Annotated in this window: 22 protein-coding genes; 8 read left to right on the top strand and 14 right to left on the bottom strand. The window is 66.2% G+C overall.

The window, feature by feature from the left end; all coding sequences use genetic code 11:
• Nucleotides 1-102: 102 nt before the first annotated feature.
• Entirely contained in the window at nucleotides 103-2,604 is a 2,502-nt protein-coding gene (locus C2862_RS20845) for a DNA translocase FtsK (RefSeq protein ID WP_136222204.1), read from the bottom strand.
• A gap of 194 nt (nucleotides 2,605-2,798) precedes the next feature.
• Between C2862_RS20845 and trxB the strand changes: the two genes are divergently transcribed.
• The 4 genes from trxB to C2862_RS20825 all read left to right on the top strand — a co-directional run bounded on the left by trxB (nucleotide 2,799) and on the right by C2862_RS20825 (nucleotide 7,657).
• Nucleotides 2,799-3,764, top strand: a complete 966-nt coding sequence (gene trxB / locus C2862_RS20840; RefSeq protein WP_136222202.1) for a thioredoxin-disulfide reductase — start codon at nucleotides 2,799-2,801, stop codon at nucleotides 3,762-3,764.
• Between the two features lie 12 nt (nucleotides 3,765-3,776).
• Nucleotides 3,777-4,445, top strand: coding sequence for a Smr/MutS family protein (locus C2862_RS20835; protein WP_136222200.1), 669 nt, complete (start codon nucleotides 3,777-3,779; stop codon nucleotides 4,443-4,445).
• A gap of 152 nt (nucleotides 4,446-4,597) precedes the next feature.
• Nucleotides 4,598-6,787, top strand: a complete 2,190-nt coding sequence (locus tag C2862_RS20830; RefSeq protein WP_136222198.1) for an ATP-binding protein — start codon at nucleotides 4,598-4,600, stop codon at nucleotides 6,785-6,787.
• A 261-nt stretch (nucleotides 6,788-7,048) separates the two neighbouring features.
• On the top strand, nucleotides 7,049-7,657 hold the full coding sequence (locus C2862_RS20825; protein WP_136222196.1) for a trimeric intracellular cation channel family protein: 609 nt from the start codon (nucleotides 7,049-7,051) through the stop codon (nucleotides 7,655-7,657).
• Nucleotides 7,658-7,672: 15 nt separating this feature from the next.
• Here C2862_RS20825 and C2862_RS20820 read toward each other — a convergent pair whose 3' ends face one another.
• Both C2862_RS20820 and C2862_RS20815 read right to left on the bottom strand, forming a co-directional pair.
• Entirely contained in the window at nucleotides 7,673-8,011 is a 339-nt protein-coding gene (locus tag C2862_RS20820; RefSeq protein WP_136222194.1) for a P-II family nitrogen regulator, read from the bottom strand.
• Nucleotides 8,012-8,041: 30 nt separating this feature from the next.
• Complete coding sequence (locus C2862_RS20815; protein ID WP_136222192.1) at nucleotides 8,042-10,090, bottom strand: NAD(+) synthase; 2,049 nt, start codon at nucleotides 10,088-10,090, stop codon at nucleotides 8,042-8,044.
• A gap of 75 nt (nucleotides 10,091-10,165) precedes the next feature.
• Between C2862_RS20815 and C2862_RS20810 the strand changes: the two genes are divergently transcribed.
• A complete protein-coding gene (locus C2862_RS20810) occupies nucleotides 10,166-11,299 on the top strand; it encodes a GNAT family N-acetyltransferase (protein WP_136222190.1) in 1,134 nt (377 codons plus the stop codon).
• 228 nt (nucleotides 11,300-11,527) lie between these two features.
• Here the strand turns inward: C2862_RS20810 and C2862_RS25345 are convergent, their stop codons facing one another.
• The 11 genes from C2862_RS25345 to C2862_RS20760 all read right to left on the bottom strand — a co-directional run bounded on the left by C2862_RS25345 (nucleotide 11,528) and on the right by C2862_RS20760 (nucleotide 21,487).
• Nucleotides 11,528-11,668, bottom strand: a complete 141-nt coding sequence (locus C2862_RS25345; RefSeq protein ID WP_168710129.1) for a hypothetical protein — start codon at nucleotides 11,666-11,668, stop codon at nucleotides 11,528-11,530.
• A 125-nt stretch (nucleotides 11,669-11,793) separates the two neighbouring features.
• A complete protein-coding gene (locus C2862_RS20805; protein ID WP_136222188.1) occupies nucleotides 11,794-12,726 on the bottom strand; it encodes an ACP S-malonyltransferase in 933 nt (310 codons plus the stop codon).
• Nucleotides 12,726-13,661 carry a triphosphoribosyl-dephospho-CoA synthase MdcB gene (gene mdcB, locus C2862_RS20800; RefSeq protein WP_136222186.1) on the bottom strand — a complete coding sequence of 312 codons (936 nt, stop codon included), beginning with the start codon at nucleotides 13,659-13,661 and terminating at the stop codon, nucleotides 12,726-12,728. The genes C2862_RS20805 and mdcB overlap by 1 nt, the downstream gene beginning before the upstream one ends.
• Nucleotides 13,649-14,326 (bottom strand): malonate decarboxylase holo-[acyl-carrier-protein] synthase, encoded by a 678-nt coding sequence (mdcG, locus tag C2862_RS20795; RefSeq protein WP_136222184.1) that lies wholly within the window; start codon nucleotides 14,324-14,326, stop codon nucleotides 13,649-13,651. The genes mdcB and mdcG overlap by 13 nt, the downstream gene beginning before the upstream one ends.
• A complete protein-coding gene (gene mdcE / locus C2862_RS20790; protein ID WP_136222257.1) occupies nucleotides 14,310-15,038 on the bottom strand; it encodes a biotin-independent malonate decarboxylase subunit gamma in 729 nt (242 codons plus the stop codon). The genes mdcG and mdcE overlap by 17 nt, the downstream gene beginning before the upstream one ends.
• Nucleotides 15,038-15,958 carry a biotin-independent malonate decarboxylase subunit beta gene (locus C2862_RS20785; protein WP_136222182.1) on the bottom strand — a complete coding sequence of 307 codons (921 nt, stop codon included), beginning with the start codon at nucleotides 15,956-15,958 and terminating at the stop codon, nucleotides 15,038-15,040. Before C2862_RS20785 ends, mdcE begins: the two co-directional genes overlap by 1 nt.
• A complete protein-coding gene (mdcC, locus tag C2862_RS20780; RefSeq protein WP_136222180.1) occupies nucleotides 15,955-16,284 on the bottom strand; it encodes a malonate decarboxylase acyl carrier protein in 330 nt (109 codons plus the stop codon). Before mdcC ends, C2862_RS20785 begins: the two co-directional genes overlap by 4 nt.
• Before the next feature lie 9 nt (nucleotides 16,285-16,293).
• The gene (mdcA, locus tag C2862_RS20775; protein ID WP_136222178.1) at nucleotides 16,294-17,961 is read right to left on the bottom strand and encodes a malonate decarboxylase subunit alpha; all 1,668 of its coding nucleotides are present in this window, start codon (nucleotides 17,959-17,961) and stop codon (nucleotides 16,294-16,296) included.
• 18 nt (nucleotides 17,962-17,979) lie between these two features.
• Entirely contained in the window at nucleotides 17,980-19,401 is a 1,422-nt protein-coding gene (locus tag C2862_RS20770) for an SLC13 family permease (RefSeq protein WP_136222176.1), read from the bottom strand.
• A 239-nt stretch (nucleotides 19,402-19,640) separates the two neighbouring features.
• Nucleotides 19,641-20,555 carry a LysR family transcriptional regulator gene (locus tag C2862_RS20765; protein WP_136222175.1) on the bottom strand — a complete coding sequence of 305 codons (915 nt, stop codon included), beginning with the start codon at nucleotides 20,553-20,555 and terminating at the stop codon, nucleotides 19,641-19,643.
• A 38-nt stretch (nucleotides 20,556-20,593) separates the two neighbouring features.
• Nucleotides 20,594-21,487, bottom strand: a complete 894-nt coding sequence (locus C2862_RS20760; RefSeq protein ID WP_136222173.1) for a LysR family transcriptional regulator — start codon at nucleotides 21,485-21,487, stop codon at nucleotides 20,594-20,596.
• Nucleotides 21,488-21,763: 276 nt separating this feature from the next.
• On the opposite strand from C2862_RS20760, the gene C2862_RS20755 reads away from it, so the two are divergent.
• The 3 genes from C2862_RS20755 (at nucleotide 21,764) to C2862_RS20745 (ending at nucleotide 26,254) form a co-directional block, all read left to right on the top strand.
• Nucleotides 21,764-24,058 (top strand): TonB-dependent receptor, encoded by a 2,295-nt coding sequence (locus C2862_RS20755; RefSeq protein ID WP_136222171.1) that lies wholly within the window; start codon nucleotides 21,764-21,766, stop codon nucleotides 24,056-24,058.
• A 107-nt stretch (nucleotides 24,059-24,165) separates the two neighbouring features.
• The gene (locus C2862_RS20750) at nucleotides 24,166-25,038 is read left to right on the top strand and encodes an alpha/beta fold hydrolase (protein WP_136222169.1); all 873 of its coding nucleotides are present in this window, start codon (nucleotides 24,166-24,168) and stop codon (nucleotides 25,036-25,038) included.
• Between the two features lie 19 nt (nucleotides 25,039-25,057).
• Nucleotides 25,058-26,254 carry a substrate-binding domain-containing protein gene (locus tag C2862_RS20745; protein ID WP_136222167.1) on the top strand — a complete coding sequence of 399 codons (1,197 nt, stop codon included), beginning with the start codon at nucleotides 25,058-25,060 and terminating at the stop codon, nucleotides 26,252-26,254.
• The last annotated feature ends 1 nt before the right edge of the window (nucleotide 26,255 follow it).

The raw sequence follows: 26,255 nt of genomic DNA, 5'->3' as shown, positions 1-26,255 counted from the left end.
AGTGTGCAGTGGGCATCAGCACGAAAACGCGTGGGCATGCCCACCTACGGTGCGCAACGGTCATTAGTCGGTGCGGAAGCCAACAGCCGCACCAAAAACCGCTTATTCAGCCTGGGTGGCCGGCACGAGGATGTCGCGGTTGCCGTTGCTTTGCATTGGCGAGACGACGCCGCTTTGCTCCATCTGCTCGAGCAGGCGGGCGGCGCGGTTGTAGCCGATGCGCAGGTGGCGCTGGACCAGCGAGATCGAGGCGCGGCGGTTCTTCAGCACCACGGCCACGGCCTGGTCGTACATGGCGTCGGACTCGCCGCCGCCTTCGCCGGCCATCGCGTCGCCACCACCACCGTTGCCCTCTTCCAGCGTGCCGCCTTCCAGGATGCCTTCAATGTAATTCGGCTCGCCCAGCGATTGAAGATGTTTTACAACTCGATGCACTTCGTCGTCCGACACGAAGGCGCCGTGCACGCGCACCGGCAGGCCGGTACCGGGCGGCATGTAGAGCATGTCGCCCATGCCGAGCAGGGTTTCCGCGCCCATCTGGTCGAGAATGGTGCGCGAGTCGATCTTCGAGCTGACCTGGAACGCGATGCGGGTCGGGATGTTTGCCTTGATCAGGCCGGTGATCACGTCGACCGACGGACGCTGGGTCGCCAGGATCAGGTGAATGCCGGCCGCACGCGCCTTCTGGGCGATACGCGCGATCAGCTCTTCCACCTTCTTACCCACGACCATCATCAGGTCGGCCAGTTCGTCGATGATGATGACGATGGTCGGCAGCTTTTCCAGCGGCTCCGGATTGTCCGGCATGATCGAGAACGGATTCGGGATGTGCTCCTCGCGCTTGGCCGCTTCCATGATCTTGGCGTTGTAGCCGGCCAGGTTACGCACGCCCAGTTTCGACATCAGCTTGTAGCGGCGCTCCATCTCGTTCACGGCCCAGTTCAGGGCGTGGCCGGCCTGGCGCATGTCGGTCACGACCGGCGCCAGCAGGTGCGGAATGCCCTCGTACACCGACATTTCCAGCATCTTCGGATCGATCAGGATCAGGCGCACGTCGGCCGGATCCGATTTGTAGAGCAGCGACAGGATGGTCGCGTTGATGCCCACCGATTTACCGGAACCGGTGGTACCGGCCACCAGCAGGTGCGGCATCTTGGCCAGGTCGGCGATGACCGGCTTGCCGGCGATGTCCTTGCCCAGGGCCACGGTCAGGTTCGAGGCGCTGTCGTTATAGACTTTCGAGCCGACGATTTCCGTCAGGCGCACGATCTGGCGCTTCGGATTCGGCAGTTCCAGCGCCATGTAGTTCTTGCCGGGGATGGTTTCGACCACGCGAATGGACGTGAGCGACAGCGAACGCGCCAGGTCGCGTGCCAGGTTGACGATCTGGCTGCCTTTCACGCCGGTGGCCGGCTCGATCTCGTAGCGGGTGACGACCGGACCCGGGAAAGCGGCCACGACCTTGGCTTCGACGCCGAAGTCGGACAGCTTCTTCTCGATCAGGCGGCTCGTGAATTCGAGGGTATCGACGGCCACCGTCTCCTGCACCGGCGGCGGTTCGTCCAGCAGCGACAGCGGCGGCAGCGGCGAATCGCCCGGCAGGTCGCGGAACAGCGGGGTCTGCTGTTCCTTGACGGCGCGCTCGCCCTTCGGCACCGACATCATCTGCGGTTCGATCTTGATTGGAGCAGGCTCGGCAGCCATCGTCTGGGAGGCAACAGCCGGCGCCGGCGGCGTCGGGGCGGCCAAGGTAGGTGCAACCCGTGCCGGGGCCGGCATCTCGAAGTCTTCGTCCTCGTCCGCCGGCGCGAGTTTCGGTTCCGCCCGCTTCGGAGTAGACACCTGCGCGGGCTTGTCGATCTGCCTGGCCCGCTCGCTCACCACGGCTTCGTCGCGCTGCACGGCCGCGGCTTCGCCCTGGCGGCGGTCTTCGCGGTCCTCGACACGCATGCGGAACCAGTCGATGCTCGTGTCGACCGTCTCGCCGATGCGCTCGGCGACGGCCAGCCAGGAAACGTGGAAGAACAGTGAGAAGCCCAGGCCGAACAGCAGCAGCAGGAGCAGGGTCGCGCCCGTGAAGCCAAAGGCGACCTGGGAGGCGTGACCGAGCAGCTGGCCCAGCACCCCGCCCGGGGCGCGCGGCAATTCGACGTCCCAGGACCACATGCGCAGGTATTCGAGGCCGACGCTGCCGGCGAACATCAAACCAAAACCGATCCAGCGGACGATGAATTCGTCCTGGTGTTCCGGTTCCGCCGGGGTCGGCGACTTGTCGGTCAGCTTGCGCCAGCCGCGCCAGACCGCGCGCAGGAACAGGGCGCCCCACCACCATGCGGAGAAGCCGAAAATGAACAGCAGCAGGTCGGCCAGCCAGGCGCCGGCCTTGCCGCCCAGGTTCGAGATAGTGGACACGGTGTTCGCATGCGACCAGCCCGGATCCGCCTTGTTGTAACTCAGCAATATCATCACGAAATACAGGAAGGCGACGGCCATGGCGATCCAGCGCGCCTCCAGGAGGAGACGGGCGAGGCGGCGCGGCATCGGCGACCTGGGGGCCGGATGACGGGGGGGTGTCGTGGACTGTGCGGTACTCTTCTTGCTCATGCTGCTGGCTGCGGATGGGTTCGCCTTTGCGGAATCCGATCATTCTAAGCCATATAGCGGTCCACGGCCCATGATTCATGCTCGTGCGCATCATCGTCTATAATCCATGCTGCATCCAGGGCGGCAAACTGCGCTTGATTTGTGGCCCTTTCGCCCCCAGTTTCCGATTTCTTACCTTCACTACCTTGCTCCCCATGACCACTAAGAAACACGCCAAAGTCCTGATCCTCGGTTCCGGTCCCGCCGGCTATAGCGCCGCCGTCTACGCCGCGCGCGCCAATCTGAGCCCGATGCTGGTGACCGGCGTCGAACAGGGCGGCCAGCTGATGACGACCACCGACGTCGAGAACTGGCCGGGCGACCCGCTGGGCGTGCAAGGTCCGGAGCTGATGGCGCGCCTGCTGCAGCACGCCGAACGCTTCAATACCGAGATCGTCTTTGATCACATCCACACGACCTACCTCAACGAAAAGCCGATCCGCCTGGTCGGCGACTCGCACGAGTTCACCTGCGACGCCCTGATCATCGCCACCGGCGCCTCGGCCCAGTACCTGGGCCTGGAATCGGAACAGGCCTTCATGGGCCGCGGCGTCTCGGCCTGCGCGACCTGCGACGGCTTCTTCTACCGTAACCAGGAAGTGGCGGTCATCGGCGGCGGCAATACCGCGGTCGAGGAAGCCCTGTACCTGGCCGGCATCGCCTCGAAAGTCACCCTGATCCACCGCCGCGACAAGTTCCGCGCCGAGCCGATCCTGGTCGACCGCCTGATGCACAAGGTCAAGGAAGGCAAAATTGTGTTGGAACTGAACCACACCCTGGACGAAGTCGTGGGCGACAACAGCGGCGTGACCGGCCTGAAGATCCGTTCCACCGCCGACAATTCGACCAAGGACCTGACCGTGCACGGCCTGTTCGTGGCGATCGGCCACAAGCCGAACACGATGATCTTCGAAGGCCAGCTCGAGATGCACAACGGCTACATCAAGACCCGCAGCGGTACCGAAGGCATGGCGACCGCCACCAGCGTGCCGGGCGTGTTCGCGGCCGGCGACGTCCAGGACCACATCTACCGCCAGGCGATCACCAGCTCGGGCACCGGCTGCATGGCCGCGCTCGACGCCCAGCGCTACCTGGAAGCGCTGGAAGACGACCAGAAGTAAATCAGGAGAACGATGGCAGGCATGAAAGACTTTGCGGACCTCAAATCCTTGCGCGACCGGCTCAAGGAAGAAGAACGCCTGCGTGCCATCGAACAAGCCGAACGCGAAAAGCGCGAACGCATCGCACGCGAACGCGCCATCGAGTTCCGCAGCGCGATGGAAGGCGTCAAGAAGATGCCGGAATCGAACCGCTACGTCTATCGCCCGGTGCAGGAAGCGCTGCTGCGCGAGCAGCCCACCCGGCGCGTCCTGACGCAGGAAGAAGACGACGCCCTGGTGCTGCAGCAATCCCTCTCCGACATGTTCGACGTCGACGGGCTGCTCGACGACAATCCTACCCTCTCGTATGCCAAGGATGGCGTCGGTCCCGACGTCGTGAAAAAGCTGCGCAAGCGTCATTGGCCGATACAGGACGAGCTCGACCTGCACGGCATGACGCGCGACGTCGCCCGTGGCCAAGTCGGCGACTTCGTGCGCCGTGCCCTGCGCCGCGGCGTGCGCTGTGTGCGCATCATCCACGGGGTCGGCTACGGCTCGCCGAACGGCGAACCGGTGCTGCGTTCGGTGGTGCACAGCTGGCTGGTGCAGCTCGACGAGGTGGTGGCCTTCTGCGTGGCGAACCGGGCCGATGGCGGCAACGGCGCGCTGATCGTGCTGCTAAAACCGGCACTTGATCGTTAGTGCGGAAAAGATACAATGTTCCTTGCAGTACAACAGCGGTAGTGCGACAGCTGAGCTGCGGCTGTTGTAGAATTCGTCAAATTTCGTCAAATTTCGTCAATTTCGGCGCCAACCATAAGGGAAATTCATTGAAGTCCAGTACGATCGTTCCCATGTCCGAGGCGCCCCTGGTTGACCTGCTATCCTGCGCAGACGAACCGATCCATATCCCCGGATTCATCCAGCCCCACGGCTTCCTGCTGTTTTTCGGCGTGAATGGCGTGCTCGAGGGCTGGAGTGCGAACGTCCCCGCCGAGCTGTCCGGCCTCGAAATCGGCGGCTACTTCACGGGCTTCGCCCTGCCCCCGGTCGCCCTCGAGCTGATCGAAGAATGCATCTCCAGCCAGGTCGACGGGGAATGCGCGCCGGCCTTTGCCGCCGCCGAATTGGGTGGGATCGACTACGACTGCATCGTACATGCCACACAGGGCCGCATCGTCTGCGAATTTGAAACCCGAAACGTGCCAGCAGACACTGTCGCCATGTTCGCCGTCAAGGCGCACAGCTCGATCGAGCGCGTGCGGCGCCAGAAAAGCATCGAAGCGCTGCTCGAGACGGCCGTACGCCAGGTGCGCGAGTTCACCGGTTTCGATCGCGTCATGGCTTACCGCTTCCGCGAGGACGACAGCGGCGACGTCGTGGCCGAGGCCCGCCGCGAGGACATCGTTCCCTATCTCGGCCAGCGCTACCCGGCCAGCGACATCCCGGCCCAGGCGCGCCGCATGTACATCCTCACGACCCTGCGCATGATTGCCGATGTCGGCTATGCGCCGGTACCGATGCTGGGCGTGCCGGGCGCCGCGCCGCTGGACATGAGCTACAGCGTGCTGCGCAGCGTTTCGCCGATCCACGTCGAATACCTGCAGAACATGGGCGTGTGCGCCTCGATGAGCGTCTCGATCGTGATCAACGGCCGCCTGTGGGGCCTGCTGGCCTGCCACCACCATGAACCGAAGCAGGTGCCCTACTCGATCCGCATGGCGGCCGACGTGCTGGCCCAGGTGATGGCCTCGACCATCCAGAGCATCGAGGCGCGCCAGGATGCCGAACTGGTCGAACAGGCCGCCCAGGTCCGCACCAGCCTGGTCGAGTCGCTGCTGATCGACGAGGAGCCGCTCGACGCCCTGGCACACCACGCCGAGGCCTTGCAGAAGGCGACCGGCTCGCATGCGATGGTCTGCGTCCACAACGGCAAAATCATTTCCTTCGGCGCGATCGAACGGGAGACGGCGGAGGCCATCGTGCGCTCCCTGCCGCCGGATGCCAGCGACCTGGTGCTGCGAGACGCACTGGACGAGTGGCCGCCCGAGCTGCAGCCCCTGCTCGGCAAGTGGGTCGGCATGCTCGGCCTGCCCTTCGATCCGCCCGGCGGCGGCTGGTGCCTGCTGCTGCGCACCGAACAGATCGAGCACGTGTCCTGGGCCGGCCGGCCGGAAAAGACAGTCACCTATGGCCCGCTGGGTCCGCGCCTGACGCCACGCGGCTCCTTCGACGCCTGGCAGGAAACCGTCCGCGGACGCGCCCACGCATGGGAAGCGCCGGTGCAGAGCAATGCCCGGCTGATGCTGTCGGAACTGCTGCGCGCCTCCAACGCGCGCCGCGCCCAGACCGAATCCACGCGCGCCCAACTGCTGGCCATGCTGGGCCACGACCTGCGCGACCCGCTCAACTCGATCAACATGGCCGGCACCCTGCTCGAGCGCGGCAGCGGCGGCGGCAACCAGCCGACGCTGGGCAAGCGTATCCAGTCGTCCTCGAACCGCATGCAGCGCCTGATCGGGCAAGTGCTCGACATGAGCCGCATCGACGGCGGCCTGGGCTTGGGACTTCTGCTCGAGCCGGCCGACCTGGCGGCGCTGGTCGACGACCTGGTCGACGAGATGCGCCTGGCCTACCCGGCGATCACCTACACCTGGACCAATCCGGGCCCCGCCATGGTGCGCGCCGACGCCGGACGCATGTCCCAGGTGCTGTCGAATTTGCTGAGCAACGCGCGCCACCACGGCCAGGTGGGCGGCCCGATCGGCGTCACCCTGCACACGCACGCCGGCTGGGCCACCGTCGAGGTGACCAACAACGGCGCGCCGATCCCCGAGGAACAGGCGTCGACCCTGTTCAATCCCTTCAAGCGCAGCTCGCTGAACAATCCGCTCAACCGCACCGGCATGGGACTGGGCCTGTACATCGTCGCCACCATCGTGCGCGAGCACGAGGGCGAGATCAGCTACCGTCACGAGAACGGCCAGGTGATCTTCAGCGTCAAACTGCCGCTGGCCGAAACCGAGCGCGCCGGCCCGACCTGAATCATGTCGTTGGCCGCGGTGTAACGTAGGGTGGGCATGCCCACGCGTTCACCGGTTGATAGACGGCTCCACGGAGCGGGAGCCACAGTGCGTGCGGCTCGATCGTTTTCATGCACGACCACAAATCCAGCGCTGCAACGCGTGGGCATGCCCACCCTACGTTACGCATCTGTCCGTAGAGATGTTCGAATCAACGATGTATCCGCGCAAGCGCTCTGCCGCATGTTAGTCTAGCAACATGCCAACAGAATAGCCCGCTGCATGACCCTCATCAAGTTCATCGAAATCATGGCGATCCTGGTCGGCGCCTTTTCCGGTTTCATCGAGGCGCGCCGCAAGCGCATGGACCTGGTGGGCGTCTTCACCGTCGCCTTCATCGCCGCCTTCGGCGGCGGCACCCTGCGCGACATCCTGCTCGACCGCCGTCCCCTGTTCTGGGTCACGCACCAGGAATACGCGATCGCCATTTTCGTACTGGCCCTGATCGCCTCGCCGCTGATCCGCACCCTGCGCCACATCGTGTCCGAACGCCTGATCGTGATCGCCGACGCGATCGGCCTGGGCCTGTTCTCGATCGCCGGCACGTCGGCCGCGCTGGACGCCAACATGCCCTTGTTCATCGCCTCGATGATGGGCGTGATCACGGGGATCTTCGGTGGCGTGCTGCGCGACATCGTCTGCAACGAAGTGCCGATGGTGTTCAGGGACGGCAAACCCTACGCGATCTGCGCCTTCCTCGGCAACTGGATGTTTCTATTGATGGGCCTGTACACCAACGTGTCGCACGACTTCGCGCTGTGGACCAGCGCCTTGTCGATCAGCGTGATGCGATTGGTGTCGTGGAAGTTCGACGTGCAGATGGGGCGCTGAGGCCCCACCCCTCGCTTACACCGCGTCCGCGCCCGTCTCGCCGGTCCGGATGCGAATCACCTGCTGCACGTCCTGCACGAAGATCTTGCCGTCGCCGATCTTGCCGGTGCGCGCGGCCTTGATGATGGCGTCGACCACCTGCTCGACTACGGCGTCGTCGACTACCACCTCGATTTTGACCTTCGGCAGGAAGTCGACCACGTATTCGGCGCCGCGATACAGCTCGGTATGGCCCTTCTGGCGGCCGAAGCCTTTGACTTCGGTGACCGTCAAGCCGGTGACGTTCACGTCGGCCAGGGCTTCGCGCACTTCGTCGAGTTTGAAGGGTTTGATTACGCAGGTAATCTGTTTCATGTCTGCTCCAGTTTTAGAAAAATATTTTAATTAGTCGGGGATATTCGCCAGGTCGTCCAGCCACACGGTCGCTTCCGAATCGCTCGGGGCGCGCCAGTCGCCGCGCGGCGAGAGCGAGCCGCCGTTGCCGACCTTCGGACCGTTCGGCACGCAGCTGCGCTTGAACTGGCTGGTCTTGAAGAAGCGCCACAGGAAGATCGACAGGTTGCGCTTGATGGCGGCGAGGTCGTACTCGTTGCGCGCGCCATGCTCGTCGGGCCAGCGGCCCTCGTGCTTCGCGCGCCAGGCCGAGTAGGAAAGAAACGCTACCTTCGACGGCGTGAAGCCGTAGCGCAGGATGTAATACAAATTAAAGTCCTGCAGCTCGTAGGGGCCGATCACGCTTTCCGTGATTTGCGCCGGCTTGTCGTCGCCTTCCTTGCCCGGCACCAGTTCCGGGCTGATCTCGGTGCCGAGGATATTCAACAGCACCTCGCTGCCGCCCTTCACCACGGCCTCCGTCTCCGCGACCCAGCGCACCAGGTGGGTGATCAGGGTCTTGGGCACGCTGGCGTTCACGTTGTAGTGCGACATGTGGTCGCCCACGCCATAGGTGCACCAGCCCAGCGCCAGCTCGGACAAATCGCCGGTGCCGATCACGATCGCGCCCAGGTGGTTCGCCAACCTGAACAAGTGATTCGTGCGCTCGCCCGCCTGCACGTTTTCGAAGGTGACATCGTACTGCTCCACCCCTTCGGCGGCGGGGTGGCCGAGGTCCTTCAGCATCTGCAGGCAGCTCGGGCGGATGTCGATCTCGCGCGCCGTGCAGCCCACCACTTCCATCAGCTTGTGCGCCTGCTGCAGGGTGCGGCCGCTGGTGGCGAAGCCGGGCATGGTGTAGGCCAGGATGTTGGTGCGCGGCAGGCCGAGACGGTCCATGGCGGCGGCGCAGACTAGCAGGGCGTGCGTCGAATCCAGGCCGCCCGAGACGCCGATCACGACCTTCTGGATACCGCTCGATGACAGGCGCTGGATCAGGGCCTGCACCTGGATATTGTAGACCTCGGTGCAGCGCTCGTCGCGGAGCAGCCGGTCGGCCGGCACGTAGGGGAAGCGTTCGATCTCGCGGTTCAGGGGCAGCGTCGCTTCCAGGGGCAGCGCCAGCTTCACGCGCTGGACACGAAAAGCTGCGACTTCCTGCGCATGCCGGCGTGCCGACTGCGCGAAGGTGGTAGCGCGCATGCGCTCCTGCGACAGGCGTTCCAGGTCCACGTCGGCGAAGATGATGTGCGACTCGTCGAGGAAACGCGCCGACTCGGCCAGCATCTCGCCCTTTTCGTAGATGATGGCCTGGCCATCCCAGGCCATGTCGGTGGTCGATTCGCCGCGTCCGGCCGAGGTGTACAGATAGGCCGCCATGCAGCGCGCCGACTGCTGGCTGACCAGCTGATGGCGGTAGGTGCTCTTCCCGACCAGCACGTTCGAGGCCGACAGGTTCACCAGCACGGTCGCGCCGGCCATGGCCGCGAACGAGGACGGCGGCACCGGCACCCAGACATCTTCGCAGATCTCGACGTGGAAGCGCAGCAGTGGCAGGTTCTCCACCTCGAACACCTGGTTCGGACCGAAGGGCACGATGTCGCCGAACAGCTCGACCGAATCCACCGCGGCGCACTCGGCGGCCGAGAATTGGCGCGATTCGTAGAATTCGCCGTAGTTCGGCAGGAAGCTCTTCGGCACCAGGCCGAGCACGCGCCCGCTTGCCACCACGGCCGCACAATTGAACAGCTGGTGATTGACCCGCAGGGGCAGGCCCACTACCATCGCCAGAGGCAGTTCCTTCGATGCCTCGACAATCGCCGCGAGGCCGTCCTGGCAGGCGTCGAGCAGTGCCTTCTGGTGGAACAGGTCGTCGCAGCTGTAGGCGGACAGACCCAGTTCCGGGAAGGCTACCAGGGCCGCGCCCTGCTCCGCCGCCTGGCGCGCCAGGCTCAAGGTCTGCTCGACGTTATAGGCCGGATCGGCGATGCGGCAACGGGGAATCGCCACGGCCACGCGCGCGAATCCGTGGGAATAGAGATTGAAAAATCGGTTGTTCATTGAACCCCTTTCGCATGCATTGAGTGCGGTCTCCAGCGACACTTCCTGACTCATTTCACTTAGGTATCAGATCACTTGAATTATCGCACGCATATCGCTTCTTCCTTGTCCGAGATCGGGCAAGCCGCCTGGGATGGTTTATTGGCGCAGCAGGAAGATGCCAACCCCTTCCTGTCCTACGCCTTCCTGCATGCCCTGCACGCGTCCGGCAGCGCCGCGCCCGAGACCGGCTGGCAGCCGCAATACCTCGCGCTTTACGACGGCGAGACCCTGGCCGCGGCCCTGCCCCTGTACGTGAAAGGCCATTCGTATGGGGAGTACGTGTTCGACTGGGCCTGGGCCGACGCCTACCAGCGCCACGGCCTCGAGTACTACCCGAAGCTGCTGGCGGCCGTGCCTTTCACGCCGGTGGCCGGTCCGCGCCTGCTGGCGGTCGATGATGCCGCGCGCGCGGCCCTGATCGAGGTATTGAAGGCGACGCAGCGGGCAACCGAGGTCTCGTCGACCCACATCCTGTTCCCGCCCGAGGAACACGCGCGCCAGCTGCAGGAGGCCGGCTTCCTGCTGCGCAGCGGCGTGCAGTTCCACTGGCTCAATCCCGGCTACGCGAGCTTCGACGAATTCCTCGCCACGCTGGAACAAAAGAAGCGCAAGAACATCCGCGCCGAGCGGCGCAAGGTGCGGGAAGCCGGCGTGACGCTGCGCCGGGTGCGCGGGTTTGAGGTCACGGACGCCGACTGGAAGCTGTTCAACCGCTGCTACCGCCACACCTACGCGGCGCATTATTCGACGCCCTATCTGAACCTGGACTTCTTCCGCCGCATCGGGGAGACGATGCCGGAGAATATCCTGCTCGTGATCGCCGAGCGCGAGGGCCGGCCGATCGCGTCCTCGCTGGTCATCCATTCGCAGGATACGCTGTACGGCCGCTATTGGGGCGAACTCGAGCACGTGCCCTGCCTGCACTTCGAGGCGTCCTATTACCAGCCGCTCGAATTCTGCATCGAGCAGGGCATCAAGACTTTCGAGGGCGGCGCCCAGGGCGAACACAAGATGGCGCGCGGCTTCCTGCCGACGCGCACCTGGTCGGCGCACTGGCTGGCGCATCCCTCGTTTGCGGATGCGATCGAACGCTTCCTGGAGCGGGAAGCGGGCGGGATCGACGATTACATGGATGAGCTGAACGAGCGCAATCCGTTCAAGGGATGATTCCGCGGCAGTCGCGTGGATATGCGGCTGCAGAGCACCGTAGGGCGGGCATGCCCGCGCTTACGTGCCGGTGTGCACCATAACGGCTCCGCCCGCCCGGGACGCGCCTCATCGTGATCTTTAGACGCGGCGCAGTACGCGTGTGCACGAAACGCGGGCATGCCCGCCCTACGGTAAAAAACAAAACGCCGGCTCAAGGCCGGCGTTCAAACACCATGAAGGCGGCGATCAGTTCCAGCCGCCCGCATTCGCGCTATAGACTTCCTGGTGGCGCGCCGTCACGGCGGCCTGCTTGCGCATCACTGCTTCGGCGCGCGCACGGGCGCGGGCGACGAGGGTCGCGGCGATGGCATTCAATAACTTGTTCATGTTCGACTCCTGTATTGCGCTGCATGCTGCGCAGCCGCCTGTTCAACGATACTTCCGTTATACGGGCGTTCGGTCGGAATTTCCAATTCCGAGTAGCAATATCAGGTATCGCTCATGTGAATGGATTATTCGACATGCCTGGATAACCAGGCGCGCACGCCGGCCGGCGAGCGGAAGTCGGATATTGAACGGCAGGCGATCTGCGGGTGGCGGGCGGACAGCATGCGCGTGAGCGCCGCGCCCGGCCCCAGTTCCAGCGCCACCGTCACCCCGGCCTCGACCAGCGCGTCCATGCCGTCCTTCCAGCGGATCGGTTCGGCGAGCTGGCGCGACAGGTGCTCGACGGCGCGCTCGGCTGCATGAATCGGCTCGGCCGACATCCCGGAGACGACCGGAATCCGGGGCTCGCCCAGGGGCTGCTCGCGTAGCAGCGCGGCGAACGGTTCGACCGCCTTGGCCATGAAGGGCGTGTGCGAGGCCACCGTGACCGGCAGCAGGCTTGCCCTGCCCCCGGCCGCCACGATTGCCTGCGCCAGCGCGCCGTGGGTGTCGTGCTCGCCGCCGGCGATCAGGCTGTCCTCGCCTGTCTCGATCGCGACGGCGTAGCCGAAGGCGCGCGCCATCTCCGCCGCCACGCTGACGGGAATGCCGGAGAGGGCAATCAGCGCTTGGCGCGGCGTGTCGTCCAGGCAGGCGTCCATCAGGCGCGCCCGGCGCGCCGCCAGCGCCACCGCGTCGCCAGGCGCCAGCGCACCGGCCACGCCGTAGGCGGACAGTTCGCCGATGCTGTAGCCGGCCACGATGCCCGGTTCCGGCAGCTCCGGTCCGAGCGCCCGCCAGTTGGCCAGGGTAGCGGCCACCATCAGCGGCTGGGCGTAGCGATTGGCGAACAACAGCTGTTCGTCGGCCAGGATCGACCCCACAGGCTGATCCAGACCGGCGCCCGCCAGCCAGGCATCCAGTTCGGCGCCGACGGCGGGTTCCAGGCGTGCGAAGTCGAACATGGCCGGGCCCTGGGCGCCCTGGCCGGGACAGAGGAGCGCGAGCCGGCTGCGCATCAGGTCCCCTGAGAGCTGCCCTGGGAGGCGCCCTGGCAGACGTCCTGCACCAGGCAGGTCGCGGCCAGCAGGTCGGCCGCCCCGCCCGGCGACAGGCGCGCCGCGACGAAGGCGTGGTGGCAGGCCAGCGCGCGCGCTTCCCAGCCGTCCGCGCCGGTGCCGCCGGCGTCGACAAAGGCGCGCGCATGGCGCTGCACGGTGCGCGCGCCCACCTCGCCGCCGCGGTGGTACAGGTTGGTGTCGCTGATGTGGCCCATCAGGGCGAACAGCGCGTCGATGCGGGCCCGGCGCGTGCCGCGTCCACTGGCAAGAGTATGGCGCAGTGCCGGCAGCGCGACTTCGAACACCGAGGGCAGGCCGAGTGCGGCTTCCTCGCGTGCGCCGCTGGCGGCGTAGCGCTGCGCGGCGCGCAGGCCGTGCGAATCGCCATCGAGCGCCTGCGTGTGCGCGGCCAGCGCTTCGGCCCAGCGCAGCAGCAAGGTGGCGCGGATGCCCGCGGGGCTCAAGGGCGTGCCGCGCGCGCGGCAGTTGCCGATCGCCGCGCACAGGAGGCCGAGGCAGAACACGGCGCCGCGGTGGGTGTTGATGCCGCCGGTCGCGGCCAGCATCCGTGCTTCGGCCGCGATGCCGAGCCGCTTGAGCGTCGTGAAGGGCGCGTCCTCCATGCCGGCGCGGGTGATGTCGCGGAAGTAGTGGCGCAGCGCGAACAGGCTGCGCAAAAAAGTCTCGGCCGTCATGTCCTCGTGGCTGCCGTTGTCGACCAGCGAGACCAGGCCCGGCTTCGGATACAGGGTCAGCTCCGCGTACAGGCTGCGCACGGCCTGGCGCGCGATCGCGGCGCAAAAGGCCCTGTCGACCACCGGCCTGGCCGCGACCGGCACGGGCCGCTTCGATTTGGCACGCCGTAGCGGCGCGTCGAGCATCAATTCAGGCATGCCTGTTCCTCCAGCGAAGCGAGCAGTTCGTCGATCCGCACCAGCGCGACGCGCCGCAATTCCTTGACCAGCACGCGGCTCGCGAGTGAACCCTCGCGCGCAGCCGATAACTCCTTCCAGGCCACCGCGCGACCGCCGGGGAAGACGATCTCGCCGTCGAGCGGCAAGCCGCGCGCATGCGTGCGCAGCAACGCCAGCGCGGTATCGAGTTCGGTGACGCTGCGCGGCTGCAGCAGCAGGTCGATGTCGGAGCCGGCGCGCAGGTAGGCTTGTCCGGTGATCGCCTGCAGCGCGGCCGAGCCGAAGACACCGATCGCCAGCCCATGCGTCTGCGCCTGTTGCGCCAGGGCGGCGAGCGGCGCGTGCCAGTGTGCCGGCATGCCGCTCAACTGCGCCAGTGGCAGCGGCGGCGCTTGCCGCACGATGGCATCCAGGGCGACGCGGCCGGCGACGCGCAGCTTGCGTCCATCTTCCGCGCGCGGCGGCAAGGGAATCCCGACCGAGACCTGGCCAGGCGCCAGGTCGGCATCCGCACGGCGCATCACGGCCGGCCAGCCGCAAGCACGCCAGCGTAGCAGTGCGGGCGCCGCCTCCTCGGGCACCGTCCATACCGCCTCGCGCCAGCCCTGCTCGCTCAGCCAGAGCAGATCATGCCGGGCCAGCATCAGTCGCTTTCACCGCACCCGTCCTGACCGCCTCCGCCACCTGCTGCGCCATGTGCCGTCCGCCGCGTTCCTGTCCCAGCACCATGCGGCGGTCCAGCGAGTCCGACTCGGCCAGCGCCGCGGCCAGGCGGCGCGCCAGGTCGCCTTCCCAGATCGCGTGCACGCCGCCCATGCGCAGGTAATTCTCGGCGCCCGGCGCGAACACGGGATTGTCCTTGGCCAGCTCGGTCAGCCTTTCTTCCGGCACCTTGGTGATGCGTGCCATCGCCGGCAGGCCCATCACGCGGATGGTCGCTTGCGGCAGCGCGAAGCAGGCGTCGGCGATCAGGCCGCTGGTGATGAAGCCGCCAGACAGCGCCTGGTCGTAGACGAGACCGAGCACCGTATGGCCCTGGCGCCGCGCGAAGTCGACGCACTTGCCGAGGTGGGCCATGTAGCTGTTAATGCCGAGCATTTCGTCGCGGTGGCGCAGGCGCTGGCCTTGGGTATCGACCAGGATCACGATCGGCCGTCCCGGGTGATCCTGCACCGTCCGCAAGACCGCCTGGGCCTGGGCCAGCGCAATCTCGATGCCGATCGGCGCGTGGTCGGTGGTGCCGATGACGGCCACCGTGCGGCCGGCTGCCTGGCCGGTCCCGGACAGGAAGTGTTCGCGTTCGACGATGTCGTGCCCTTCCGGGAACAGCTGCGTCGCCAATGTCTGCCAATCCATCATCGTCCTCCTGTACTGGCACCGGCATCGGCACCGGCACGATAGTTGTCGGCCAGCGCGACGAAGGCATCGGCTTCGAGCATTGGAATCGCTTTCGGATCGGGCACGCCGAGCGCGCGCCAGACTTCCATGGGCTCGATTTGCCCGCCAAAGTCGCGCAGGCGCCGCGCCAGCATGTCCTGCTCGGCCAGCAGTTCGGCCAGCGTCAAGGCCACCTCGCCCTGATGTGCGGCGGCGATCGCCTCGATGGCCGCCTGGCGGAAGGCATCGGTATCGTCCGCCACCAGCGCCTGGCAATCGCCCAGCAGGTAACGGTGCTTGCCGCCGGTGGTGCGCCAGACCAGGGCCCGGTCGCGCGCGTCGAATTCCTCGACGCCGTGCGCGGTTTCGATGACTTCCGGCCCCGACATCGCCAGCCGCCCTTCTTCCGACATGACCACGCTATTCGCGCAGCGCGCCGTGATGCCCATGCCGCCGAAGCAGCCGTTCGCACCACCCACCAGCGCCACCACGGGAATCCCGCTAGCCCTCACGTCGAGGATGGCGCGCATGACTTCCGATACCGCGATCAGGCCGGCGTTCGCCTCGTGCAGGCGCACCCCGCCCGATTCCAGCAGGAGCAGCACGGCATGCGCGCCTTCGTCCACCGCGCGGCGCAGCATGCCGACCAGCTTGGCGCCGTGGACTTCGCCCACCGCGCCTCCCATGAAACCGCCTTCCTGGGCCGCGCCGAACACGACGCGCCCATCGAGCAGGCCGCGCCCGACGATCACGCCATCGTCGAAGGAGACCGGCGCGTCGAGCTGCGCCAGGTGCGGGCTGACCACACGCGCGGCGGGCGGCAGGAATTCGGCGAAGCTGCCGGCGTCGAAAATACGGGGGATGCGCTGGCGCGCGGAGAGTTCGAGATAGCTGCTCATGGCAGGCCTCCGGTCATCGATTCCACGGCCTGGTCCAGGCGCAGGCTGACCACCGCCGGCGTCGCGCCCATGTCGTTGATGCAGATGCGGGTGTCCGCCAGCTGCCAGCGCGCGTGGAAGTCGCGCATGACCGCTTCCCAGGTGGCGCCGAAGCCGACGGCGGCGGTGCGTACCTCGATCTCGCAGGCGCCGGCCAGCGCGGCCGGCTCGATCAGTACTTCGAGGTTACCCGAACTGACCACGCCGACCAGTTGCGGCGTGCCGGCGGGCGGCTTGCCGCCAGCCAAGGGGGAGCTAATTTCATAGCGAAAATGCAGGGTTTCCATCCGTTCTCCTTACCAGTTCCTGAAGCGCTTCGGCGGCTCGTACAGGCCGCCCGACGCGCGCACCAGGCCTTTCATGTTCTTCTCGGCCAGCAGGTCGCGCGTAGCCAGGCGTTTGTCGATGCCCAGGTCTTCGGGACGCTGGACGATGCCGCGGTCGCGCAAATTCTCGACCATGCGCCGGTCGCGTGCCATGCCCACCGGTGTGTAGCCGGCCACGCCGCGGATCGCCTGCTCGCGCTCTTCATCGGTGCGGCACAGCAGCAGGTTCGCGATGCCCTCTTCCGTCAGGATGTGCGTGACGTCCTCGCCGTAGATCATCACCGGCGGGATCGCCATGTTCGCCTGCTCGGCCAGCTGCCAGGCGTCGAGGCGCTCGACGAAAGCCGGCGCCATGTGCTCGCGGAAGGTCTCGACCATCTGCACTACCAGCTTCTGCCCACGCGGGATCACGTTGCGCCCTTCGCGCGCCTGGCGTCCGGCCTTGAGCCAACCGGGACTCGTGTGGCGGCGGCCGCGCGCGTCGGACCCCATGTTGGGCGCGCCGCCGAAGCCGGAAATGCGGCCCAGCGTCGCGGTCGACGAATTGCCCTGCAAATCGATCTGCAGCGTGGAACCAATGAACATGTCGCAGGCGTAGTGGCCGGCGGCCTGGGAAAAGGCGCGGTTGCTGCGCATCGAGCCGTCGGGGCCGACAAAGAAAACGTCGGGCCGGGCGCGGATGTAGTTTTCCATGCCCAGCTCCGAGCCGAAGGAGTGCACCGATTCGACGAAGCCGGCCTCGATTGCCGGGATCAGGGCCGGATGGGGATTGAGCGCCCAGTGGCGCGCGATCTTGCCCTTCAAGCCCAGCTCGGCGGCATAGGTCGGCAGGATCAGTTCGATGGCGGCGGTGTCGAAGCCGATGCCGTGGTTCAGGCGCTCGATCTCGTATTCGGCGTAGATGCCCTTGATCGCCATCATCGCCATCAAGACCTGGATCTCGGAGATCTGGGCCGGGTCGCGCGTGAACAGCGGCTCGATGTAATAAGGCGTGGGCGATTCGACGACGAACTCGACCCAGCCGGACGGGATGTCCACGCGCGGCAGCTTGTCGACGATCTTGTTCACCTGGGCGATCACGATGCCGCTCTTGAAGGCCGTGGCTTCGACGATGGCCGGGGTGTCCTCGGTGTTCGGCCCGGTGTACAGGTTGCCCTCGCGGTCGGCCATTTCGGCCGCCACCAGCGCCACGCGCGGCGTCAGGTCGACGAAGTAGCGCCCGAACAGTTCGAGGTAGGTGTGGATCGCGCCGATGTTCAGCTTGCCCGCCGCCGCCATCTTGGCCAGCCGGCCGGCCTGGGGTCCGGAGAAGGAAAAGTCCAGGCGCGAGCCGATCCCCTTCTCGAACACGTCCAGGTGCTCGGGCAGCGACAGGACCGACAGCAGCATGTGCAGGTTGTTGACGCGCTGCGGATCGAGCTTTGTGAGTGCCTTGCCGAGGAAATCAGCCTGCTTCTGGTTGTTGCCCTCGAGGCAGACACGGTCGCCGGATTCGAGCACCGCGTGCAGCAGCTCGACGATCTGGCCGGCGGCCACGATCTTGCCGTTCAGGGCGGGCCCGAGGGCAGCGCGCGCCCGGGCCAGCCGGGCCTCGCGGTTGCTTTGCTGGCGGTTCCAGCGGTTTTCTGCTTCAGCCATGTCAATCCCTTTGAAAGCTTAGAGCACCACGAACAGCAGCCAGACCACGGGCGGCGCCACCAGCGTCACGATACCGCCATAAATCATCAGCTGGCGCAGGAATACGTCGCGGTCGATGCCCTGGGCATTGGCCAGCACCAGGGCGCCGTTGGTCGAGAAGGGGCTGACGTCGACGATGGTGGAGGCCACCGCCATCGCGGCGATGAAGCCGATCGGATCGACGCCGGTACCCGCCTGCAGGAAGGGCACGGCCAGCGGAATGAGCGAACCCAGCACCGCCGTGCTCGAGGCGAAGGCCGAGACCACCGCGCCGACGAAACAGAGCAACAGGGCCACCATCAGCGGCGAGGTCAGGCTGGCCACGCTGGTGCCGACAAAGGAGATGGTGCCCATCTTTTCCATCACGCCGACATAGGTGCTGACGCCGACGATGAGCATGATTTCCGGCCACGAGACCTGGCCGATGGCGCGTTTCTGCACTTGCGGCGCCATGATCGACAGCAGCAGGCCGATGGTGACGGCAACGAAGCCGATATCGAGCTTGTAGACCAGGGTCAGCACCGCCAGCGCGATCAGGCCGACGACGGTGGCCAGCTGCTGCAGCGTGGCGGGCGCATCGACGGCAGGCGCCGAGGCGGCGGCTGCCGCGGCGGCACCCGCCCCGGGGCCGGTGGCGGTCAGCGCCTCCTGCGAGCGCGCCATCGTCAGCCGTTCCTCGCTCAGGGCCTCGCCTTCGCATTCGTCGTAGATCTGCGGACCCTGCGCGGCCACCGCGACCTGGGTGTTAAAGCCCGGCATCGGCATACCCGCACCGCCCTTGCCCGGTGCGCTCTGGCGCATCAGGCGCATGCCGCCGAACAGGAAGAACAGGATGATTGCCACGCCGAGGTTGACGCCCAGGCTGACGAAAGCCGTGGTCAGTTCGGAGAGCGGCAAGCCCGCCTTCTGCACGATCTTGTTGGTGATGCCGCCGTAGATACTGATCGGCGAGAAGCCGCCGCCCTGGGCGCCGTGGATCACCATCAGGCCCATCATCAGCGGATTGATGCCGTACTTGGCGGCGAAGCCGAGAGCGATCGGGGCGATGATCGCCACCGCCGCCGGGCTGACCGCGCCCACGGCCGTGAGCAGGGCCGCGATCGCGAACATCACCCAGGGAATGGCGGCGATGCGTCCGCCGACCGCTCGCAAGGCAAGCCGCACCAGCCAGTCGATGGTGCCGTTGTTCTGTGCCTGGGCGAACAGGAAGGTGATGCCGACCAGGGTCAGGAAAAGTTCGGCCGGGAAGCTGGCCATGATGGCCTTGGTCGTCATGCCGGCCACCACGGTGCCGACCAGGAAGGCGCCGACAAAGGCGATGACGCCCATGTTGATCGGCAGGACGGTGGCGATGATGAACATCAGCACCAGCGCATAGATCGAAAGCATATGAGAAGACACTGCCATCTCCTTCATGAAGTGCGCCGACTCTCGCGGCGCTTGTGTGAAACGTCTCCGTTGCATTGCCCGCTACGGATTCCGGCTGGCGGAGTCCGTGATGGACATGCTCTTTTGTCAGTACTTTATGAAGCGCTAAGGTAACGTCGAATGCCGCGGCGATCAATTACGGCCGGGTGAAGACGTTTACGTTCAGCGTAAGTGTTGGAGGTTGGGCGGCTGGGGAAGTTCAGCCGCGAAGCTCAAGCATTCCGATGACGGAGCATGCGGCAGACGGCCGCCAGCGCCAGTAGATTCGGATCGCGTTCGCGCACGCGCAAAAATGACAGGCCGATGGTCTGGCGCAGCAGGAATTCCTTCTTCAAGGGGATCAGCTGCAGCTTGTCGCCGAACACGTCGCGCACCCGGCCCGGCAGCAGCGTGTAGCCGATGCCGGCGCTGACCAGGTTCATCAGCGAGAAGATGTCGCCCGTCTTCATCACCACGGTCGGCTCGAAGCCGGCGATGCGGAAGGCGCCCTGGAAGCCGTGCAGGGTCGCGAAGCCGTCACCGAGACTGACGAATTTTTCGCCCGCGGTCTCGCGCAGGTCGATTTCCGCATGTCCCGCATACGGCGAGCCGGCGGGCGCGGCAAAGAAGATCTCGTCCTCGAACAGGGCGATCGATTCGACCTCCGGGTCGGGATCGGGCATCGCCATCAGGGCGGCGTCGACCATGTTCTGCTTGAGCTTGTACAGCAGCTCGGCATTCGAGCCGAGCACGAGCTCGGTCTCCAGCTCGGGTTTACGCAGTTTGATGCCGATGATCACCTCGGGCACCACCTGGGTGGTCAGCGAGTACAAGGAGCCGATCTTGAGGCTATCGGCCGAATAGCCGGCGGCCTGGCGGGTGGCGGCGATGCCCTCCCCCATCAGCTTGATGACTTCGCGGCTGGCCTCGGCCAGCACATGGGCGGCGTCCGTGGGGATCAGGTTGCGCCCCTTCAGCGTGAACAGCTGGCAGCGCGTGCTCTCCTCGAGCGAATGGAGGGCGCGGTGCACGCTCACGGCACTGATGTCGAGCTTGCGCGCGGCGGCGTTCAGGTTGCCGCCCTCCATGTAGGCAAGCAGGATCTCGAGCTTGCGGAAGGTGATCTCGTCGCTGATCTGGCTGCGCATGATGTGGTGGATACGTGGGGCGGTTCACACGGTGGACATTACACGAACAGCGAGGGCTGGCTGTCCGCATAGTCGCGCAGCAGGTTCCACACTACCTTCACCCGCCGCAGCCGGTACAGGTCGGTAGGCGCGGCCAGCCAGAAGGAGCGCTCGGCGAAGAAGCCGGGCAGCACCGGCACCAGGCTGCCGTCCGGCGGGATCGCGTACGGCGGCGCCATCATCAGGCCCATGCCGAGCGCGGCGGCCTCGATCTGCGCCGTCATGCCGGAGCAGCACAGGCGCCGGCGCGGCGTGAAGCCGAGTTCGTCGAGGTAGGACAGCTCGCGGCTGGCGAGGCGGTCCTGCACGTAGTCGACGAAGTAATGCTGGGACAGGTCGGACTGGTGGCGGATCGGCGGATGCCTGGCCAGGTAGTCCGGTGAAGCGTACAGGTAGAAGCGGAAGGATGCCAGGCGCGTGACCATGTAGCGCCCGGTGGTGGGCGGATCGAGCATCACCCCCAGGTCGGCCTCGCGGTTCGCCAGGTTGGCAAAGCTCGGCAGCGCCAATAAATCGATCGTCAGCTCGGGATTGGCATCGAGCAGGCCGACCAGCAGCGGCGCCACCACCTTCACCCCGAACACCTCCGGCACGCCCAGGCGCACCACGCCGTGGGCCGCCACTTCCGCCCCGCCCAGCTGCTCGGCCGCGGCCAGGGCCGCGCCTTCCATCGCCTCGGCATGGGGCAGCAGCGCCAGGCCCATCTCGGTCAGCTCGTAGCCTTCGCGCGAGCGGTCGAACAGGGTCGTGCCGAGCTCCTTTTCCAGGCGGTCGATGCGGCGCGCCACCGTGGTGTGCTCGACGTCGAGCCGGCGCGAGGCACCCGAGAGCGTACCGGCGCGGGCCAGTTCGAGGAAGAAGCGCAGGTCGGTCCACTCAGGCAGAGTATTCATCGCGGCATTATTCTTTATCAAGATCCCTATTGTGCACCAGTGCACATTCTTCCCGCAATCAATTCCCGTATGCACGTTTGACGGCACGCAAATTGTGCAAGTGCAGCATTTTCCCTCTATGCATAGCGCACCAGTCCAGTGCGGCGGGCTGTGCATTCACGCACAAGGGGTGGGCGCGCTGTTATCTTTTCAGCCAGACCGAACAGGGGCACACTGCTTGGCGTGCGATTCCGCGCCGCCGTCCTGCACGTAATTCCAATAATTAGGAGACAAGAAATGCGCCTGACCGATAACAAGATGAATGTAATTAAGCGTTCCGCCATGTCGACCGCCGTGCTGCTGGCCTTGTCCAGCGGCCTGATGGGTGCTGCCCATGCCCAGCAGGCGTCCGGCGCGCCCGCACCCGACGGCGACACCGCCAGCGACGTCCAGAAGGTCGTCGTCACCGCGCGCCGCCGCGAGGAAACCCTACAGGACGTGCCGGTCTCGGTCACCGCCTTCAGCGCCGACCAGCTCTCGAAACAGGGCGTGCCGGACGTGACGGCCCTCGCCCTCGCGCTCCCGAACACCACCCTGAAGGCCTCGCGCGCCACCAACTCCACCCTGACCGCCTTCATCCGCGGCGTCGGCCAGGCCGATCCGCTGGCCGGCTTCGAGTCGGGCGTCGGCATCTACATCGACGACATCTACCTGGCGCGTCCGCAGGCGGCCGTGGCCGACATCTACGACGTCGAGCGCATCGAAGTGCTGCGTGGCCCGCAAGGCACGCTGTATGGCCGCAACACCATCGGCGGCGCCGTCAAGTACGTGACGCGCAAGCTCAGCAACAAGACCGACGTGCGCCTGCGCGGCACCGTCGGCGACTACGGCCAGAAGGAAGCCGTCGTCACCGCCAGCACCCCGGTCAGCGATACCTTCCGCATCGGCGGCACGGTGGCCCGCTTCAAGCGCGACGGCTTCGGCAAGAACCTGTTCACCGGCGCCGACAACTACGACAAGGACGTCACGGCGGTCCGCCTGTCGGCCGAATGGACGCCGACCCCGGACCTGTTCATCCGCGTCGCCGCCGACGGCACCCAGGACGATTCGAATCCGAAGAACGGCCACCGCCTGATCGTCGGCCGCACCAGCGGCGCACCGATCCTCGAGAACGAGTTCGACACCCGCGCCAACCTCACCAAGGCCCTCGGCCACGAGCAGGAAGTCACCGCGCACGGCGTCTCGGCGCTGGTGGAATACCGCTTCAACGACCAGTTCACCCTGAAATCGATCACGGCGAGCCGCAAGGACAAGTCCTGGGCGCCGATCGACTTCGACTCGCTGTCGGTGGTCGACATGGAAGTGCCGGCGCTGTACACCAACGAGCAGTTCAGCCAGGAATTCAACCTGACCTACACGAGCGACAAGATCCAGGGCGTGGCCGGCGTGTACTACATCGACGCCCAGGCCTTTAACAAGTTCGACACGATCCTGGCCGGCGCCGTCCCGACCTCGACCTTCACCAGCGGCGACATCGGCACCAAGGCCTGGGCCGTCTACGCCGACGGCAGCTACAACTTCAACGAAGCGCTGTCGCTCTCGATCGGCGGCCGCTACACGGTCGACAAGCGTACCGCCTCGATCTACCGCCAGATCTACCTGGGCCTGGCCGGTACGCCGGAGATGGGCAATCCGGGCGCCGTCCTGTTCCGCACCGACACCGACCTGCGCTCGGGCCTGGAACGCGAAGACAAGAAGTTCACCCCGCGCGTCGCCGTCAACTACAAGCTCAACGCCGACCACAACGTCTACGCCTCGTATTCGGAAGGCTTCAAGGGCGGCGGCTTCGACCCGCGCCTGAACATCGTCGGCACCCGCATTCCGCTGTCGCAGGCACGCGCCGGCTACGCGCCGGAAACCATCGAGACGGTTGAACTGGGCCTGAAGTCGGCCTTCAACGGCGGCCGCATCACGACCAATGCCGCCGTGTTCTACAGCGACTACCAGGACGTGCAGATCCCGGGTTCGGTGGCGATCGACACCAACGGCGACGGCCGCGACGACAGCTTCGCCGGCGTCACCACCAATGCCGGCAAGGCCAAGATCCGTGGCGTCGAGCTGGAAGCCATCGCCAACCTGACGCGCGACTTCACCCTGGCCGGCATGTACAGCTACATCGACGCCGAGTACAAGCAGTACATCGTCGCCGGCGTCAATGTGGCCAACCAGCGCGTGTTCCAGAACACCCCGAAGAACTCGGCCAACCTGCGCGCCAGCTACGACATCGCCGTGCCGATCGCGGGCTACAACGGCAAGGTCTCGCTGATCGGCAGCGTCTCCTACAAGGGCGCCACCAACCAGTTCGAAACCGTGTCGCTGCTGGACCAGGAGTCGTACAAGCTGTACGACGCCAGCATCGTCTGGACCCGCGCCGACGGCAAGATCCGCGCCGGCATCCACGGCAAGAACCTGAGCGACGAGCGCTACAAGACGGCCGGCTACCTGTTCCCGACCCTGGGCAACGAAGGCACGCTGACGGCCTTCTACGGCAACCCGCGCACGGTCTCGGCAACGCTCGAGTACCGCTTCTAAGCCGCCCGCGGCAGCAGTCCCCGCAGCACCGGCGCCCTCCCCAGGGCGCCGGGCGGGACGCTGTTGCCCGGCTCTTTGGCCCATCAATAACAACAGGATCTGCCAGCGTGTCCACCTTTACAGCAATCAGTTACCAGAGCACCGACGGATTGGCGCTGTACGCACGAGACTACCCGTCCGAGGGCGGGCCGGCGCGCCTGCCGGTCGTCTGCCTGCACGGCCTGACACGCAATTCCGGGGACTTCGACGAGCTGGCGCCGGAAATCGCCCGCCTCGGCCGGCGCGTGATCGCGCCCGACGTGCGCGGCCGCGGCCACTCGGCGCGCGACCCGCATCCCGCAAACTACAACCCGGTCGTGTATGCCGGCGACGTCGTCAAGCTGCTGCACGACCTGGGCATCGCGCGCGCCGTGTTCGTCGGCACCTCGATGGGCGGCCTGATCACCATGACCCTGGCCGTGCGCAACCTCGACCTGATCGCCGGCGCGGTACTCAACGACGTCGGCCCGGTCCTCTCCCTCAAGGGACTGGGGCGCATCGCCGGCTATGCCGGGCGCTGCAACACCCTCGCCAGCTGGGACGATGCCGCCGCCTACCTGAAGGACATCAATGCCTGTGCCTTTCCGGACGCCCCTGACGAGGAATGGGGCAAGTGGGCGCGCCGCGCGTTCGAGGAAGACGAAGCGGGCAAGCTCGCCCTTCGCTACGACCCGAATATTGCGGTCGCCATGCAAACGGGTACACTAAGGCCGACTTCGCTGGCCGCACGCCTCGCCTTCAAACGCCTCGCCCACAAGCGCCCGACGCTGCTGGTGCGCGGCGCGCTGTCGGACCTGGTCGAACCCGACCAGGCGGCGTGGATGCGGCGCGCCGCTCCCGCGATGGCCTACACCGAAGTGCCGAACGTCGGCCATGCGCCGATGCTCACCGAACCGGAAGCGCTAGCCTCGATCCGCCAGTTCCTGGATCGGCTTCCCTAAAACAGAAACAGGAGACAGCATGCACCAATTGATCAAACCACTCAGCGCCGCCATTCTGGTCGCCTTCGCCGCCACGGCCGCGCCCTACGCGCTGGCGGCCGACGACCTCAAGATCGCGCTCATCGCCGGCAAGACCGGGCCCCTGGAAGCCTATGCCAAGGAAACGGAGACCGGCTTCATGATGGGCCTGGAATACCTCACCGGCGGCAAGATGGAAATCGGCGGGCGCAAGCTGAAGGTCATCGTCAAGGACGACCAGAGCAAACCGGACCTCGGGCGCACCCTGCTGGCCGAAGCCTATGGCGACGACAAGGTCGCGATCGCGGTGGGCACCACCTCCTCCGGCTCGGCGATCGCCATGCTGCCGGTGGCGAAGGAATACAAGAAGGTGCTGATCGTCGAGCCGGCCGTGGCCGACGCCATCACCGGCGACAAGTGGAACAAATACATCTTCCGCACCGCGCGCAGCTCGATGCAGGATGCGCTGGCCGCTGCCAGCACCCTGAAGGGCGGCAGCGTCGCCTTCCTGGCCCAGGATTACGCCTTTGGACGCGACGGCGTCAAGGCCGGCAAGGAAGCGCTCGCCGCCACCGGCAGCAAGGCGAAAGTCGTGCACGAGGAATACGCCCCGGCCACCGCCACCGACTTCACCGCGCCGACGCAGCGCCTGTTCGACGCGCTGAAGGACAAACCGCAGCCGCGCGTGCTGGGCATCGTCTGGGCCGGCCCGAACCCGATGAACAAGATCGCCGACATGAAGCCGGAGCGCTTCGGCATCTCGCTGGCGCCGGGCGGCAACATCCTGCCGGTGATGAAGACCTGGAAGAACTACGCCGGCACCGAAGGCACGATCTATTACTACTACGCCTTCCCGAAGAACAAGATGAACGACTGGCTGGTGGCCGAACATACCAAGCGTTTCAAGGCGCCGCCCGACATGTTCACCGCCGGCGGCTTCGCGGCGGCCAGCGCCGTCTTCAACGCCCTGTCGAAGGTCCCAAGCGGGAATGGCGACCAGCTGGTGGCGGCCATGGAAGGCATGAGCTTCGAGACGCCGAAGGGCGCGATGAGCTTCCGCAAGGAAGACCACCAGGCGCTGCAGTCGATGTACCACTTCCGCATCAAGAAGGACCAGAAGAACGAATGGGACCTGCTGGAACTGGTGCGCGAAATCCCGACCGCGGAGCTGCCGCTGCCGGTTCGAAACAAGCGCTGAG

The sequence above is a fragment of the Massilia sp. Mn16-1_5 genome, assembly GCF_004798585.1.
GTDB lineage: Bacteria > Pseudomonadota > Gammaproteobacteria > Burkholderiales > Burkholderiaceae_D > Telluria.
The sequence above is the reverse complement of the archived record's forward strand: the minus strand, read 5'-3'. Positions and strand labels throughout refer to the sequence as shown.